Source organism: Pseudonocardia sp. EC080619-01 (genome assembly GCF_001420995.1).
GTDB lineage: Bacteria > Actinomycetota > Actinomycetes > Mycobacteriales > Pseudonocardiaceae > Pseudonocardia.
In genome coordinates, this window is record NZ_CP012184.1 from 3,296,736 (window position 1) to 3,311,645 (window position 14,910).

Genomic DNA, 14,910 nt, shown 5'->3' on the forward strand with positions numbered 1-14,910 from the left:
CACATGATCGTCCGTACGTTGAACGAGATCACCGACACCGAGCGCGACGTCAAGTCCGAGAACGGGCAGTGGCGCAGCAAGCGCATCGTGCTGGCCAACGACAAGGTGGGGTTCTCGGTCCACGAGACCACCCTCGAGGCCGGGACGATCAACGACTTCTGGTACGCCAACCACATCGAGGCCGTCTTCATCACCCAGGGTGAGGGCGAGCTCTACGACAAGGACAACGACGTCACGTACCAGCTGGCGCCGGGCTCGATCTACGTGCTGAGCGGGAACGAGAAGCACCAGCTCCGCCCGAAGACCCAGATCAAGTGCGTCTGCGTCTTCAACCCGCCGGTCACCGGCCGGGAGGTCCACGACGAGAACGGCGTGTACCCGCTGGTCGTCGAGGACTGAGGCACCGCCGGGCGACCGGCGCAGGCCGATCCACCACGAGGGACGTTTCCGCTGTACGACAGCGGGAACGTCCCTCGTGGTCTAGATACAGGCCGCACCCGTGGAAAGGACGAGCAACACCGCAAGGAGGAACGCCCGTGACTGCTGTTGCCGGGAGTACCCACCTCGACCAGTTCACCGGGACCGGGGACCGCTACCCCACCCGGGTGTCGAACACCCCCGCGTTCATCGACCGTGCCGAGCCGACCGTGTGGGGCGACCACGCGGGTGCCGGGATGTTCGGGGCACAGGAGCTCGGCGTGCACGAGCGCGACGGCTTCACGCAGGTCCCGGGCCTGCTCACTGCCGACGAGATCGCCGAGTACCAGGCGGAGCTCGACCGGCTCGCGAACGACCCCTCGGTGCGCGCCGACGAGCGGTGCGTGATCGAGAAGTCTTCCGACGAGGTCCGTTCGATCTTCGAGGTGCACCGCATCTCCGAGGCGATCGGCCGGCTGGTCCGTGACGAGCGCGTGCTGTCCCGCGCGCGCCAGATCCTCGGCTCCGACGTGTACGTGCACCAGAGCCGGATCAACTACAAGCCCGGCCTCGGCGGCGGAGGCTTCTACTGGCACTCCGACTTCGAGACCTGGCACGCCGAGGACGGCATGCCCGGCCCGCGCGCGGTCAGCTGCTCGATCTCGCTGACCGACAACCACGCGTTCAACGGCTGCCTGATGATCATGCCGGGATCGCACCGGACGTTCGTGTCCTGCGTCGGTGAGACGCCGGAGGACAACCACCTCTCGTCGCTCAAGGAGCAGGAGATCGGTACGCCGGACGCCGGCTCGATCTCGAAGCTGTCCGACCGGCACGGCATCGCGATGATGACCGGTGACGCCGGAGGGGCGACCTTCTTCGACTCCAACTGCATGCACGGCTCCGGGGACAACATCACCCCGTACCCGCGCTCGAACATCTTCCTGGTGTTCAACAGCGTCGAGAACACCTGCGTGGAGCCCTTCTCCGCTCCGAACCCGCGGCCCGGGCACATCGGCGCGCGCGACTTCACCCCGGTGCGCTGACCCGGGTCACGCACCCCGTGCGGGCTGCCGGTCCCGGGCAGCGGCCCGAGGGTCGGCCGCTTCGGCAGGTAGCCGTCGCCGATCCGCTCGCCGCGCAGGCGCCTGCGGACCCACGGCATCACGTGGTGGGTGAGCCAGTGCAGGTCCTCGGCCTGCCGGGCCCGCCACGGCACGGTGCGCCCTCGGGCTCGGGCCACGGGGCACGCCAGTCGGCCCCGACCGGTTCGCCCAGCGCCTCCAGCATCCGCCAGGCCACGCGCTCGTGCGCGTGCGGCACCAGGTGCAGCCGGTCCGGGCCCCACGCCCGCGGGTCGGCCAGCACGTCCATCGCCCAGAGGTCGACGACCCGGCAGCCGTGCCGCTCGGCCGAGGCCCGCATCAGCTCGTTGTAGCAGGCGATCCGGCCGCGCAGCCTGCGGATGAAGGGGTGCATCCGGCACAGGTCGAACCCGGTGAAGATCAGCACCTCGGCGCCGGTCGCGACCAGCCGGGCCAGCGCGGCGTCGAACCGGGCGGCGAGGTCGTCGGTGTCGCAGCTCCAGCCGATGATGTCGTTGCCGCCGGCGCAGAAGGTGATCAGATCGGGGCGCAGCTGCTCGGCGACGGGGATCTGCTCGGCGACGATCTCGTCGAGGACCTTCCCGCGGACGGCGAGATTGGCGTACCCGAAGCCCGGGTACCGGGCCGCGAGCGTCTCGGCGACCCGGTCGGCCCAGCCGCGTGGCGAGCCGTCCTCGGTGAGGTCGTCGAGCCCCTCGGTGAAGCTGTCGCCGATCGCGACGTAGCTCCGGTGCCGCATGTGCACCGCCCCCCTTCGGCCTGGTCCGTGCGTGCTCCCTGCCCGTTGTTCAGCGGACGGACGTCCCGCGTTACTCCGATGATCACCCTTTCCGGTGGTGCGCGCCAACCCGTTCCGTCGACCGCCGGGGCTTGGTAGGGCACCCTTACCGTTGTGACGCACGATCCCGCCCCTCGCTCCGCCTCCCGTCAGGACCCGGGGCTGGCCGAGCTGCTCGGCGGCCGGGCCGGCGCCGTCGACGCCTCGGTGCCGGTGGTCGCCTTCGTCCTGGCGTGGCTGGTGGCGGGCTGGTCCGGTTCGGCGTTCCCGATCAACTGGGGTGCCGGGGCCGCGGTCGTGGCGGGTGCCGGGACGGCGCTGTGGCGGCTGCGGCAGGGCCGCAAGCCGCGTGCGGTGCTGTTCGGGCTGGCCGGCGTCGTCCTCGCGGCCGGGATCGCGCTGGCGACCGGTCGGGCGTCGGACTTCTTCCTGGTCCAGATCGTGTCGAACGCGGGCAGCGCGCTGGCCTGGGCGATCTCGACCGTCGTGCGCTGGCCGCTGCTCGGGGTGATCGTCGGTGGGCTGCTGGGGCAGCGGACCCGCTGGCGGCGTGACCCGGACCTGCTCCGTGGCTACCAGCGGGCGTCGTGGGCGTGGGTGTTCCAGTACGTCGTGCGGCTGGCCGTGTTCCTGCCGCTGTGGGCGGCCGACCAGGTCCTGCTGCTGGGGCTCGCCCGGACGATCGTGAGCCCCGTCCTCGTCGGACTGAGCGTGCTCGTGTCGTGGCCGTTGCTGCGTACGGCGCTGCCACGCGATCACCCGGGCATCCGTAACCCCCGGGTGACGGATGCTGACCCGGGGTCACGCTAGAATCGTGATCTTACCGTGACTTTCACGCCGTCGTGTGAAGGTCCGCACATCTGGTGATCGTCCGGTGCGTTCCGTCGTGCCCGGACGTTCTCACCCGTGGAGCTCGCCCCGCCGACGATCGTGCAAGGAGCCATGCCTCACCAGCGCCCCCCGGAGCCCGGCTCCGGTGACGCCCCCCGTGGCGCCGCCGGCCCGTCCCGCCCCGCACCCCAGTACCCGTCCGGACGCCCCGTCGCGGCACCCGACTCGCCCCGCGTCCCGCACCAGCAGCGGCGCACGGCGCCGTCCCGCCCGCCGCACGGCGGGCCGCCCGGTGCACCCCCGGCCGGCGGCCCGCGGCCGACCCGCGTGGTCCCCGGGCCCGGTGCCCCGGCCGGCACGCCGCCCGGCGGGCACCCGCGTACCCGCGCGCTGCCCCCCGACGGCCCCGGTGACCTGCGGGCCGCGAGCGGGCCGGGCGGCCCGAACGGTCCGGTCGGCGGCGGTCCGGGCGGTGGCGGCCCGGGTGGCGGCTCCGGCGGTTCCGGCGACCGCGGTGGCTCCCCCGACCAGACGGCGACGCTGAAGGCGGACCTGAGCCCGACGAAGATCGCCGCCGGCGCGGGGGCCGCGATCGTCACGGCGATCCTCGGGTCGTTCCTCGGCGCGATCGGGACGGTCCTGGGTGCGGCGCTCGGCTCGATCATCTCGACGCTCGCGACGACCCTGTTCACCCGCTCGCTCGAGGTGAGCCGGGACAAGGCCATCGAGATCAAGGACAAGGCGGCCGCCAAGAAGGGCAAGGGCGTCGCCGAGGGCACGGTCGTGGCGGCGGGTCAGTCGTCCGGGCGCGGGGTCGCCGGCCCCACCGGCGAGGAGACCGTGCTGCTCGACCCGTCGCAGGCGCCGGCCCAGCCGTCGCGCTCCGCGGGGCACGGGCGCTGGCGCCGGGTCCGTCTCACCCGGCGGACGGTGATCGTCTCCGCGGTGCTCGGCGTCCTGACCTTCGCGGTGTCGATGTTCCTGATCACCGGGATCGAGGTCGTGAAGGGATCGTCGCTGGCGGGCAACAGCTCCAGCACCTCGGTCGGGAGCGTGGTGACCGGCCCCGCCCCGGCACCGGAGACCGACGACGGCAGTGGCTCCACCGACTCGTCGGACTCGGCGACGAGCACGTCGGAGTCCGCGACGAGCACCTCGGAGTCGTCGAGCAGCACCAGCAGCACCGAGTCGTCGCAGGACGAGCAGGGCGGCACGGAGCAGCAGGACGGCTCGGGCAGCGGCGGGAACCCGCTGCAGGACGGGCTCAGCCGGGTGCTGCCGACCCAGCAGCCCGACTCCGGGTCGGGCGGGTCCGACCGGTCCGGACAGTCCGGTCAGGGCAGCGGGGGCGCGGCTCCGTCCAACTGAGCCGCTCCGGCACCGCAGCGCACGGCCCCGGTGGGCGATCGGCCCATCGGGGCCGCCGTACGTCCGGGGCTCAGCGGGGCAGCCGGGCCCGCAGCCGGGCCGCGGCGGCGCGCGGGTCGTCGGCCTGCGTGATCGCCCGGACGACGACGATCCGGTCCGCCCCGGCGTCGAGCACCGCGTCGAGCCGCTCCTCGTCGATCCCGCCGATCGCGAACCAGGGCCGTGCCGGGGCACGGCCCGCGACCTCGCGGACCAGGTCGAGGCCGGGTGCCGGCCGTCCGGGCTTCGTGGGGGTCGGCCAGCACGGGCCCGCGCAGAAGTAGTCCACGCCGTCCTCACCGGCCGCGGCGAGCGTCTCGTCCGCGCTGTGCGAGGAGCGGCCGACGAGCACGTCGTCGCCGACGACGCGGCGGGCCCAGTGCACGGGCAGGTCGTCCTGCCCCAGGTGCAGCACGTCGGCGCCGGCGGCCAGCGCGACGTCGGCCCGGTCGTTCACGGCGAGCAGCGCGCCGTGCCGGCGGCAGGCGTCGGCGAGCACCTCCAGGGCAGCGAGCTCCGCCCGGGCCTCCAGCGGGCCGTCGTCGCCGCCCTTGTCCCGGAGCTGGACGACGTCGACCCCGCCGGCGAGGGCGGCGTCGGCGAACTCGGCCAGGTCGCCGCGCTCGGTGCGGGCGTCGGTGCACACGTACAGCCGCGCGTCCTGCAGGCGGGCGAGCCGCCGGGCGCGGGGATCGGTGTCGGACACGGACCGCACGCTACGGCGTAGCCTGGGGACTCGTACGACCGAGAACCACGGGAGCCCGGCGATCGGGCTGAGAGGGGACCAGGCGCGGTCCCGACCGTCGAACCTGATCCGGGTCATGCCGGCGCAGGGAGCGAGGTGGCAGATCCATGACCGTCCGACTGGCCGTCGCGGGTGCCGGGGCGATCGGGCTCGCGGTGGCCCGCGAGGCCGCGCGCGCCGGTCACCGCGTCACCGTGTTCGACCCGGCCCCGGCCTCCGGGGCGTCCTGGGTGGCCGGGGGGATGCTGGCCCCCGTCACCGAGGCGTGGCCCGGCGAGGAGGACCTGCTGGAGCTGGGGCTGGACTCGGTCGCCCGCTGGCCCGGCTTCGCCGCCGAGCTGTCCGCCGACGCGGGCGCCGACGCCGGGCTGCACCCGGAGGGCACCGTCGTGGTGGCGACCGGCTCCGGTGACCGCGACGAGCTGCACGCCCTCGCCGGTCACCTCGACTCGCTCGGCAGGCCGGTGCAGCGGCTGACCGGGCGCGAGCTGCGCCGGCTCGAACCGGCGATCGGCCCGGACGTCCGGGGCGGCCTCTCGGTGCCGGGGGACCCCTCGGTGGACAACCGGCTGCTGCTGGCGGCGCTGCGCGCCGCGTGCGAGCGCGGCGGGGTGCGGATCGACGAGCGCGCGGTGGAGTCCGTGTGCGACGACGGCACCGCCGTGACCGGGGTCCGGCTCACCGACGGGACCGAGGTCGGGGCGGACGTCGTCGTGGTCGCGGCGGGCGCGCACTCGTCGTCGCTGCACCCGTCGCTGGCGGGCCTGGTCCGCCCGGTCAAGGGCGAGATCCTGCGGCTCACCCGCCGGTCCGGGGCGCTGCCGCCGCCGTCCCGGACGGTGCGGGCACTCGTCGACGGACGTCCGGTGTACGCCGTGCCGCGCGTGGTACCCGGTCACGGGGACCTGGTGATCGGCGCGACGACGTCGGAGAACGGGTTCGACACGGCGGTCACCGTCGGCGGGGTCCGAGACCTGCTCCGCGACGCGGAGCGGATCCTGCCCGGGATCGCCGAGTACGAGCTGACCGAGACGGCGGCCGGGCTGCGCCCGGGGAGCCGGGACAACCTGCCGCTGATCGGCCGCACCGGGCCGGACGGCCTGGTCGCGGCCACCGGACACGGCCGGAACGGCATGCTGCTCGTCCCGGTCACGGTGGCCGCGGCGGCCGCGGTGCTGCGGGGCGACGACGTGCCCGCCGCCGCCCGCGCGGCGGACCCGCGCCGGTTCGCACCGGCCGCGGCGGAGAGGAGCTGACGATGCGCATCGTGCTGAACGGCGAGGAGCGCGAGATCGACGACGGCGCGGACCTCGTCCGCCTGCTCGCCGACGCCGGCATGCCCGAGCGGGGCATCGCCGTCGCCGTCGACGGGGAGGTGGTGCCGCGCGCCGCGCGGGCCGGGTTCGTCCCGGCCGAGGGCGCGCGGATCGAGGTGCTGACCGCCGTGCAGGGAGGATGACGATGGACAAGCTCGCGTTCGGGGACCACCTGTTCGACTCCCGGTTGATCACCGGCACCGGCGGTGCCGCCAACCTGGAGATCCTGGAGCGGGCGCTGGTCGCGTCCGGCACCGAGCTGACGACGGTGGCGCTGCGCCGCGTCGACGTCGAGGGCGGGACCGGGCTGCTGGACCTGCTGCGCAGGCTCGGGATCCGGTTGCTGCCCAACACCGCGGGGTGCCGGACCGCGGCCGAGGCGGTCCTGACGGCGCGGATGGCCCGCGAGGCGCTGGAGACCGACCTGGTGAAGCTGGAGGTCGTCGCCGACGAGCGGACCCTGCTCCCGGACCCGGTCGAGCTCCTCGACGCCGCCGAGCAGCTCGTCGACGACGGCTTCACGGTGCTGCCCTACACCAACGACGACCCGGTGCTCGCCCGCAAGCTGGAGCAGGCCGGCTGCGCGGCCGTCATGCCGCTGGGCTCGCCGATCGGCACCGGACTGGGCATCCGGAACCCGCACAACATCGAGATGATCGTCGCGGAGGCCGGTGTGCCGGTGGTGCTCGACGCGGGCATCGGCACGGCGTCCGAGGCCGCGCAGGCGATGGAGCTGGGGTGCGACGCCGTCCTGCTCGCCACCGCCGTCACCCGCGCCGCGGATCCGGAGCGGATGGCGCGGGCCATGCGGCGGGGCGTCGAGGCCGGGTGGGACGCCCGGCACGCCGGGCGGATCCCGCGCCGGTACTGGGCGCAGGCAAGCAGCCCGTGAGTGGAAAAGTCGGTCCGGGCCGCACTAACCACTCACGAGCCGGAGGCCCAACGCCTCCAGCTCCAGCCCGGCCAGCCGCCGCACGACGTCCGGGTCCCCGGCCCGCCAGGCGGCCGCCGGGTCCGGGGCGATCCGGGTCAGCCGGGCCACCGGCACGCGGGTGAGGGCGCGGACCGCGAGCAGGTCCGGCGCCGTGTCCCGGGCGGCGACCGCGGCCCCGGCCCGGCGGGCGTAGCGCAGCCGCAGCGGCAGCCAGCCGAGCAGCACCGGGAGCAGCAGCACCAGCGGGACCACGACCAGCGACCCGGCGGCGAGCGTCCCGACGGTCTCCCCGTACTGCCGTCCGGCCGAGGCCAGGTCCGCGCCCGCGCCCGAGGCCGGCTCGAACGCACGGGCGAGATCGGGACCGACGAACGGGACCGCCGACACCGCGCCGGAGACCCCGGCGAACGCGTCGGAGACCCGGCCGCCCGCCGCGACCAGCGACTCGCCGGGCCCCTCCAGGGCCCGGAGCCCGTCGTGCACCGCGACACCCGCCACCAGCGCGAGCACCACCCACAGCACTGCGACGACGTCGGCGACGACCTGTCGCGCCAGCCGGTCGGGACGTTCCGCGTACCACCGCATCGGACCTGTGTACCGGGCCCGGAATCCGATCGCCGTGCGGGTGCGCACCTGCTGGGGTGGGGGCATGGACCGATCGCTGACCGTCAACCGCGCCTCCTGGGACGACCGTGCCCCGCTGCACGCCGAGAGCCCGGACTACCGCGTCGACCAGCTGGTCGGCGATCCGGAGGCGCTCTCCGGCGTCGTCCGGTTCGACCGGGACCGGCTGGGTGACCTCACCGGCCTGCGCGTCGTGCACCTGCAGTGCCATCTCGGGACGGACACGCTGTCGCTGCACCGCCTGGGTGCCCGGGTGACCGGGCTGGACTTCTCGCCTGCGTCGCTGGAGCACGCCCGGTCGATCGCCGCCCGGGCCGGCGCCGAGATCGACTACGTCGAGGCCGACGTGCAGCGGGCCGACGAGGTGCTGCCCCGGCACGCGTTCGACGTCGTCTACACCGGGATCGGCGCGCTGTGCTGGCTGCCGAGCATCGAGCGGTGGGCCGCTGTCGTCGCGGGGCTGCTGGCGCCGGGCGGGCGGCTGCTACACCGGGATCGGCGCGCTGTGCTGGCTGCCGAGCATCGAGCGGTGGGCCGCTGTCGTCGCGGGGCTGCTGGCGCCGGGCGGGCGGCTGCTCGTCCGGGACATGCACCCGCTGCTCGGTGCGCTCGACGAGCACGACCTGTCCCTGCGGTACCCGTACTTCGAGACGGCCGAGCCGGTCGTGTCCGAGGAGGACACGAGCTACGTGCCGACGTCGCGCCCGCTGTCCGCCACCGTCACGCACTCCTGGAACCACGGCATCGGCGAGATCGTCACCGCACTGCTGGGGCAGGGGCTGACCGTCACCGCGCTGGCCGAGCACGCCAGCGTGCCGTGGGAGGCGCTGCCGGGCCGGATGGCCGAGGGCGACGACGGCGAGTGGCGCGTCACCGGGGACGGTCCGGCCCTGCCGCTGAGCGTCACCGTGCAGGCGGTCGCGCCCTGAGCGTCTGCCGCCCGCGGTTCAGAGCAGGCCGAGCTTCGTCGCGGCGTAGACGGCCTCGGCGCGGCGGGACACCATCAGCTTGCGCATGAGGTTCCCGACGTGGAACTTCACCGTGGTCTCGGAGATGAACAGCTCGGCGCCGATGGCCCGGTTGGACAGCCCGCGCGCCAGGAGCCGCAGCACGTCCAGCTCGCGGTCGGTCAGCCGCTCGCGGTCGGGCATCCCGCCGGACAGCGAGCGCACCATCGCCGAGGCGGAGCGGGCGTCGAACGCGCTCTCGCCGCGCGACACCGCCCGGATCGCCCGCACCAGCTCGGTGGTGTCGACGTCCTTCACGACGTAGCCGCGGGCCCCGGCCTGCACCGACTCGACGACGAGGCGGTCCTCGGCGAACGTGGTCAGCACGAGCACCCCGATCCCCGGGTGGTCCGCGCAGAGCTTGCGGCACACCTCCAGGCCGTCGGTCTGCGGGCCGGACGCCAGCTTCAGGTCCAGCAGCACGACCTGCGGGCGCCCCGCCGCGACGGCGGCGAACGCCTCCGGGGCACTGCCCGCCTCGCCGACGACGCGCAGGTCGTCCTCGCGCTCCAGGACGGCGCGGAGGCCCTGGCGCATGATCGAGTGGTCGTCGACCAGCACGATCCGGATCGGACGGGTCGAGGGCAGGTCGCGCCGGGGGCCCCACCGGCGTGTGCGGGCGCCGGCGGGGTCCGCAGTGGTCCGCTCACGAGATCTCCTTCACCGGCGTCCCGAGCGGGACGTCCACCTGGACCTGCAGGCTGCCGATCCGGGACCGGCGGAAGCGCAGGGCCCCACCCATCTCCCGGGCCCGGGCGTCCATGTTGACCAGCCCGCGGTGCTCACCGGAGGGGCCGCGGACCGACGCCGCACGCAGCGTGCGGCGGATCTGGTCGGGGGAGGCGCCGCCGTCGTCGGACACCGAGAGGCGGATCCGGTCCGCCTGGTACGCCAGCCGGACCACCGCCCGCGACGCCGACGCGTGCATCGCCGTGTTGAACAACGCCTCGCCGGCGATCCGGAACAGCGACTGCTCGTGCTCGTGCTGCAGCGGGACCGGGGTGCCGCCGATGGTCACCTCGACGCGCAGCTCGTCGGGCATGTGCACGGTGGACAGCTGCCGCAGCATCGACGGCAGGTCCTTGTCGCCGTGGTCGTCGTCGTTCAGGGCGTAGATCGCCGAGCGTAGCTGCTCCACCGCACGCCGGGTGAGGTCCTTCGCGGTGTCGAGGTGCTGCAGCAGGTTCAGGTCGGCGATCTCCGAGCGGCACAGCTCGATGTGCATCCCGGCCGACAGCGCGTACTGGGTGACGCTGTCGTGCAGCTCGCGGGCGATCCGGTGCCGCTCGTTGTCGAGCACCTCGCGCTGGCGGGCCGCGCCCAGTGCCTGCTGGGTGGCCATCAGCTCGTCGTTGCGGGTCCGCAGGTCCTCGGCCTGGGCGGCGGTGCGGGCGTGCAGGGCCTCGGACCGTTCGAGCAGCGCGCAGTTCTGCAGGGCCGACGCGGTCTGGCCGGCGAGGATCCGCAGCACCGAGTGGTCGGTGTCGTCGATGTCGCGGTCCGGCGGGGTCCAGGCGGCGAACCCGCCGACGGTGCGGCCGTTCAGCCGGATCGGGACGTGCAGGTGGGAGCGTTCGTCGTTGCCGCGGTGGGCGGCGGACTCGTGGGCGATCCCGTCCCCGGACCGGAGCAGCGCGACGTGCCGGCGCACCTTGTCCGGCACCAGCCGGAGGTCCGCCCACTCGACGCCGTCCGGGCCCAGCACGACGTGCCGGGGTGTCGCGTCGGGCAGCTCGCCGTCGACCAGCCCGAGGATCACCCAGTCCGCGGAGAGGTGGTCGGCGGCGGCGTCGGCGACCGCACGGACCAGCGCCTCGGAGCCCTCCATGGTCCGCACCAGGGCCGCGGAGATCCGGTCGAGCGCGAGGATGACCCGCTTGAGCCGCTCGGCGTTGACCCGGTACTCCGGGTAGAACGACGGCTTGCCGGTCCGCAGGCCGGTCAACTGGTCGAGGTCCGGGCGGCTCCCGAAGCCGTTGGTCGACGGCGCGGGCGTGCGGCGGCTCGGGAACCGGGCGGCGGCCGTCACCGTCGGGGCCTCAGAGTGCTTCCCGGAACAGATCCTCGATCTGCTCCACCGTGGCGGTGCGCGGGTTGGTGGTCAGGCAGGCGTCGCCGAGGGTGAGCCGGGCGAGGCGGGGCACGTCCGAGTCGCGGACCCCGATCGCCGCGAGCCCGGTGGGGACGCCGACCTCGTCGGCGAGCTTGCGGACCTCGGTCGCGACCATGTCGACGGCCTCGTCGCCGGGCATGCCGGGCCGTGCGGGCAGCCCCATCGCCTGGGCGATCGGGACGAACCGCGTCGGGTCGTCGGCGCCGTTGAAGCGGATGACGTGCGGCAGCAGCACCCCGTTGATCAGCCCGTGCGGGAGGTCGAGCATCCCGCCGACCTGGTGGCTCATCGCGTGCGTGGCCCCGAGGATCGCGTTGGTGAAGGCCAGCCCGGCCTCCAGCGCGGCCTGGGCCATCGCGGTGCGCGGGCCGTCGTCGGTGCGGCGGATCATCGTCGTCGGCAGGTTGGTGTGGACGAGTGCGACGGCGTGCAGCGCGTGGGTGTCGGTCAGCGGGCCGTGCGCCAGCGACACGAAGGCCTCGATGCCGTGGGTGAGCGCGTCCAGCCCGGTGGCGGCGTTCAACCAGTCCGGCATGGTCACGAGCAGCCGCGGGTCGATCACCGAGACGTCCGGGACGAGGGCCCGCCCCATGATCGTGATCTTGGTGAGTCGCTCGGTGTCGGTGATGATGCAGAACTGCGAGACGTCGGCCCCGGTGCCCGAGGTCGACGGCACCATGACCAGCGGCGGGATCGGGTTGGAGATCCGGTCGATGCCCTCGTAGTCGAGGATCGTGCCGCCGTTCGCGGCGAGCAGCGCGACGCCCTTCGCGGCGTCGATCACCGACCCGCCGCCGACGCCGATCACCACGTCGCAGCCGGAGCTCTCGTAGCGCTCGAACCCGGCCTGGATCTCGTGGTCCTTCGGGTTCGGGGTGATCTCGTTCCACAGCTGCGGACGCAGGCCCGCGGCCCGCAGGTGCCGCAGCAGCTCGGCGGGCCAGCCCGCCTCGGTCACCCCCGGGTCGGTGACGACGAACGGCCTGCGGGCGCCCAGGCGGACCGCGGCGTGCGCCGTCTCCCCGAGCGAGTCGGGACCGAAGACGATCTCCGGTGCGTGGAACTTGGACAGCCGCGGCCTGCTCTCCCGTGGGCAGTCGGCCGCGCGCACGGTGTAGCCGGTCCCGGAACCGTCGCCCGGGCGTGCCTGGTCGCCGTCGAGCACCAGGACCGCGTCCCGGTGCACGGATCCGGATGATCCGGTGAGGACCACGCTGCCCTCCTCCGCTCCGTCGTGGTCGGGCCGCCGCCCGGTTCGGGACACGGCTCCGTCACGAGCGTGTGGCCCACGGTACAGCCCGGGGGCCTCCCGCGGGCCACCCACGATCGGCGGGCGGACGAAGATCCGCTGGTCGCGGGCGGGCAGGCGGCCTCCCCGAAAGCGGAGGGCTCAGGAGGCGTGGATGGGGCCCTCCCGCTCGGCGAGCGGGATCCCCTCGCCGCCCCAGTGCTGGGCGATCATCTCCGCCGCGATCGACACCGCGGTCTCCTCCGGGGTACGGGCACCCAGGTCGAGACCGATCGGCGACGACATCCGTCCGATCTCGGCCTCGGTGAGGCCGCGCTCGCGGAGCCGGTCGATCCGGTCGTCGTGGGTGCGGCGGGACCCCATCGCCCCGATGTAGCCGACCTCCGGCAGCCGCAGCGCGACCTCCAGCAGGGGCACGTCGAACTTCGGGTCGTGGGTGAGCACGCACAGCGCGGTCCGCTGGTCGATCCGCCCCGCGTCGGCCTCGGCCTGCAGGTAGCGGTGCGGCCACTCGACGACGACCTCGTTCGCCCCCGGGAACCGGCTGGCGGTCGCGAAGACCGGGCGCGCGTCGCACACGGTCACCCGGAAGCCGAGGAAGCCGCCCATCCGGGCCACCGCGGCCGCGAAGTCGATCGCGCCGAACACGATCATCCGGGGCGGCGGGGCGAAGGACTCGACGAACACCTGGAGGCCCTCGCCGCGCCGCTCGCCGTGCACCCCGTAGGTCAGGGTCGCGTTGCGGCCGGAGTCGAGCAGGCCGCGGACGTCGTCGCGGACGGCGTCGTCGATCCGGTCCGAGCCCGTGCCGCCCTCCGTGCGGTCCGGCCACACGACCAGGCGCGAGCCGAGCAGCTCGGACGGGCCCGCGACGACGGTCGCGACCGCCACCGGGTCCTCGGCGCGGATCGCGTCGGCGATCCGGCCGAGCTGGTCGTAGGTCTCGGGGGTCACCTTCTCGACGAAGATGTCCAGGATCCCGCCGCAGGTGAGGCCGACGGCGAACGCGTCGTCGTCGGACACCCCGTAGCGCTGCAGCACCGGGCGCTCGTCGGACAACACCTGCTGGCCGAGCTCGTAGACGGCGCCCTCGACGCAGCCGCCCGACACCGAGCCGACGGCCTCGCCACCCGGTCCGACCAGCATCGACGCGCCGGGCTGGCGCGGAGCGGACCGGAAGGTGCCGACCACCGTGGCCAGCGCGGCCGGCTGCCCGTTCTTCCACCAGCCCTCGAGCTGGTCGATCACGTCACGCATCTCGCACCACCTTCAGCAGCTTCTCCAGCGTGTCCAGGCTGTGCCCGGCCAGCAAGTCGTCCAAGTGCGGCAGGGCCGCGACTATTCCGCCCTGGACGGGGGCGTAGCCGTCCTTGCCGGCGTGCGGGTTCACCCAGATCAGCCGGTGGGCCAGCCGGGACAGCTGCTCCACCTGCTCGCCCAGCAGTTCCGTGCCGCCGCGTTCCCAGCCGTCGGAGAAGACCACGACGACGGCGCGGCGGGCGGCCCCACGGCGCCCCCACCGGTCGACGAACGCCTTCAGCAACTCGCCGAGACGCGTTCCCCCGGACCAGTCGGGAATCGCCTTCCCGGCCGTACCGAGTGCTCTTTCCGGATCACGCAGACGCAATTCCCGGGTGATTCTCGTCAAACGCGTGCCGAGGGTGAACGCCTCCACCGAACGCGGCGAGCGTCGCACGAAGACGTGCGCGAACCGCATCAGCGCGTCGGCGTACGGCTCCATCGAGCCGGAGACGTCGATCAGCAGGACGACCTTGCGCGGGCGCCGGGACGAGTCCCGCCGCCGGATCGTGGACAGCTCGCCCTGGTTGCGCAGCGCGGTGCGCAGCGTGCGCTGCGGGTCGGCCGTGCCGCGCCGGTGCGGCCGCCGTCGCCGCGACGCCCGGGTCGGGGGCTCCGGCCGCAGCAGCGTCATCAGCCTGCGGAGGTGCTCCCGCTCGGCCGGGCTGAGCTCGCCGAGGTCGCGGCTGCGCAGCACCTCGGTGCCGGTGGCGGCGGCCTTGATCTGCGGGCCGTCGTCGTCGGTGTCGTCCTCGCCGGCACCCTCCCGGCCGGGGACGAGCGCGGCGAGCCGCGGCGGGGCGGGCGGGCGCTCGTCGCGGTTCGTGGCCCGACGGCCCTCCGACGGCTCGAACCAGGAGGGGAAGGCCAGGTCGTAGCGGACGACGTCGTCCGGGTCGCCGCACAGCGTCAACCGGCCCGCCCAGTACGCCTGCTCCCGGTCGGTGACGTCGAGGGTGTCCAGGGCCTGCAGGAACGCGGTCACCCGGTCCTGGGTCACGGGCACGCCGGCGGCACGCAGCACCTCGGTGAAGCCGACGAGTCCCGTCAGCAGCTCGTCGGTGGGGGGCGGGGCGGTCACGGC

Annotated in this window: 15 protein-coding genes, 2 pseudogenes and 1 riboswitch; of the genes and pseudogenes, 9 read left to right on the plus strand and 8 right to left on the minus strand. The window is 74.4% G+C overall.

The window, feature by feature from the left end:
- Nucleotides 1-3 precede the first annotated feature (3 nt).
- Both AD017_RS15530 and thpD read left to right on the plus strand, forming a co-directional pair.
- Nucleotides 4-399 (plus strand): ectoine synthase, encoded by a 396-nt coding sequence (locus AD017_RS15530; RefSeq protein WP_010241127.1) that lies wholly within the window; start codon nt 4-6, stop codon nt 397-399.
- A 137-nt stretch (nt 400-536) separates the two neighbouring features.
- Nucleotides 537-1,463, plus strand: coding sequence for an ectoine hydroxylase (gene thpD / locus AD017_RS15535; RefSeq protein WP_060574659.1), 927 nt, complete (start codon nt 537-539; stop codon nt 1,461-1,463).
- Between the two features lie 14 nt (nt 1,464-1,477).
- Here thpD and AD017_RS15540 read toward each other — a convergent pair.
- Nucleotides 1,478-2,262 (minus strand): annotated as a pseudogene (locus tag AD017_RS15540) (SGNH/GDSL hydrolase family protein); the annotation flags it as partial.
- A 153-nt stretch (nt 2,263-2,415) separates the two neighbouring features.
- Here AD017_RS15540 and AD017_RS15545 point away from each other — a divergent pair.
- On the plus strand, nt 2,416-3,111 hold the full coding sequence (locus AD017_RS15545; protein ID WP_060574660.1) for a DUF3159 domain-containing protein: 696 nt from the start codon (nt 2,416-2,418) through the stop codon (nt 3,109-3,111).
- A gap of 132 nt (nt 3,112-3,243) precedes the next feature.
- Nucleotides 3,244-4,500, plus strand: coding sequence for a hypothetical protein (locus tag AD017_RS15550; RefSeq protein WP_060574661.1), 1,257 nt, complete (start codon nt 3,244-3,246; stop codon nt 4,498-4,500).
- Nucleotides 4,501-4,570: 70 nt separating this feature from the next.
- Here the strand turns inward: AD017_RS15550 and thiE are convergent, their stop codons facing one another.
- A complete protein-coding gene (thiE, locus tag AD017_RS15555) occupies nt 4,571-5,254 on the minus strand; it encodes a thiamine phosphate synthase (protein WP_060574662.1) in 684 nt (227 codons plus the stop codon).
- Nucleotides 5,255-5,285: 31 nt separating this feature from the next.
- Nucleotides 5,286-5,393, plus strand: a riboswitch (TPP riboswitch).
- Between thiE and thiO the strand changes: the two genes are divergently transcribed.
- The 3 genes from thiO to AD017_RS15570 all read left to right on the plus strand — a co-directional run bounded on the left by thiO (nt 5,392) and on the right by AD017_RS15570 (nt 7,492).
- Entirely contained in the window at nt 5,392-6,540 is a 1,149-nt protein-coding gene (thiO, locus tag AD017_RS15560) for a glycine oxidase ThiO (RefSeq protein ID WP_060574663.1), read from the plus strand. It overlaps the preceding riboswitch by 2 nt.
- Nucleotides 6,541-6,542: 2 nt before the next feature.
- Nucleotides 6,543-6,743, plus strand: a complete 201-nt coding sequence (thiS, locus tag AD017_RS15565) for a sulfur carrier protein ThiS (protein ID WP_010226766.1) — start codon at nt 6,543-6,545, stop codon at nt 6,741-6,743.
- Nucleotides 6,744-6,745: 2 nt separating this feature from the next.
- The gene (locus AD017_RS15570) at nt 6,746-7,492 is read left to right on the plus strand and encodes a thiazole synthase (protein WP_010226767.1); all 747 of its coding nucleotides are present in this window, start codon (nt 6,746-6,748) and stop codon (nt 7,490-7,492) included.
- 24 nt (nt 7,493-7,516) lie between these two features.
- Here the strand turns inward: AD017_RS15570 and AD017_RS15575 are convergent, their stop codons facing one another.
- On the minus strand, nt 7,517-8,119 hold the full coding sequence (locus AD017_RS15575) for a hypothetical protein (RefSeq protein ID WP_060574664.1): 603 nt from the start codon (nt 8,117-8,119) through the stop codon (nt 7,517-7,519).
- Between the two features lie 64 nt (nt 8,120-8,183).
- On the opposite strand from AD017_RS15575, the pseudogene AD017_RS36305 reads away from it, so the two are divergent.
- Together AD017_RS36305 and AD017_RS36310 are read left to right on the plus strand one after the other, a co-directional pair.
- Nucleotides 8,184-8,585 (plus strand): annotated as a pseudogene (locus tag AD017_RS36305) (class I SAM-dependent methyltransferase); the annotation flags it as partial.
- A 160-nt stretch (nt 8,586-8,745) separates the two neighbouring features.
- On the plus strand, nt 8,746-9,087 hold the full coding sequence (locus AD017_RS36310; protein ID WP_227013383.1) for a hypothetical protein: 342 nt from the start codon (nt 8,746-8,748) through the stop codon (nt 9,085-9,087).
- Between the two features lie 18 nt (nt 9,088-9,105).
- On the opposite strand, the gene AD017_RS15585 is transcribed toward AD017_RS36310, so the two are convergent.
- The 5 genes from AD017_RS15585 to AD017_RS15605 all read right to left on the minus strand — a co-directional run bounded on the left by AD017_RS15585 (nt 9,106) and on the right by AD017_RS15605 (nt 14,907).
- The gene (locus AD017_RS15585; RefSeq protein WP_227012757.1) at nt 9,106-9,726 is read right to left on the minus strand and encodes a response regulator transcription factor; all 621 of its coding nucleotides are present in this window, start codon (nt 9,724-9,726) and stop codon (nt 9,106-9,108) included.
- Nucleotides 9,727-9,811: 85 nt separating this feature from the next.
- Nucleotides 9,812-11,194 carry a GAF domain-containing sensor histidine kinase gene (locus AD017_RS15590; RefSeq protein WP_082538257.1) on the minus strand — a complete coding sequence of 461 codons (1,383 nt, stop codon included), beginning with the start codon at nt 11,192-11,194 and terminating at the stop codon, nt 9,812-9,814.
- A gap of 10 nt (nt 11,195-11,204) precedes the next feature.
- Complete coding sequence (locus AD017_RS15595) at nt 11,205-12,542, minus strand: iron-containing alcohol dehydrogenase (protein WP_010242371.1); 1,338 nt, start codon at nt 12,540-12,542, stop codon at nt 11,205-11,207.
- 126 nt (nt 12,543-12,668) lie between these two features.
- Nucleotides 12,669-13,784, minus strand: a complete 1,116-nt coding sequence (locus AD017_RS15600; protein ID WP_060574665.1) for an XdhC/CoxI family protein — start codon at nt 13,782-13,784, stop codon at nt 12,669-12,671.
- Entirely contained in the window at nt 13,777-14,907 is a 1,131-nt protein-coding gene (locus AD017_RS15605) for a VWA domain-containing protein (RefSeq protein ID WP_060574666.1), read from the minus strand. Before AD017_RS15605 ends, AD017_RS15600 begins: the two co-directional genes overlap by 8 nt.
- Between the last annotated feature and the right edge of the window lie 3 nt (nt 14,908-14,910).

Excerpts from the sequence above, each read along its gene's own strand:
- AD017_RS15530 (WP_010241127.1), top strand. The coding sequence starts at position 4 with ATGATCGTCCGTACGTTGAACGAGATCACCGACACCGAGCGCGACGTC.
- AD017_RS15550 (WP_060574661.1), top strand. The coding sequence starts at position 3,244 with ATGCCTCACCAGCGCCCCCCGGAGCCCGGCTCCGGTGACGCCCCCCGT.
- thiO (WP_060574663.1), top strand. The coding sequence starts at position 5,392 with ATGACCGTCCGACTGGCCGTCGCGGGTGCCGGGGCGATCGGGCTCGCG.
- thiS (WP_010226766.1), top strand. The coding sequence starts at position 6,543 with ATGCGCATCGTGCTGAACGGCGAGGAGCGCGAGATCGACGACGGCGCG.
- AD017_RS15570 (WP_010226767.1), top strand. The coding sequence starts at position 6,746 with ATGGACAAGCTCGCGTTCGGGGACCACCTGTTCGACTCCCGGTTGATC.
- AD017_RS15575 (WP_060574664.1), bottom strand. The coding sequence starts at position 8,119 with ATGCGGTGGTACGCGGAACGTCCCGACCGGCTGGCGCGACAGGTCGTC.
- AD017_RS36310 (WP_227013383.1), top strand. The coding sequence starts at position 8,746 with ATGCACCCGCTGCTCGGTGCGCTCGACGAGCACGACCTGTCCCTGCGG.
- AD017_RS15600 (WP_060574665.1), bottom strand. The coding sequence starts at position 13,784 with ATGCGTGACGTGATCGACCAGCTCGAGGGCTGGTGGAAGAACGGGCAG.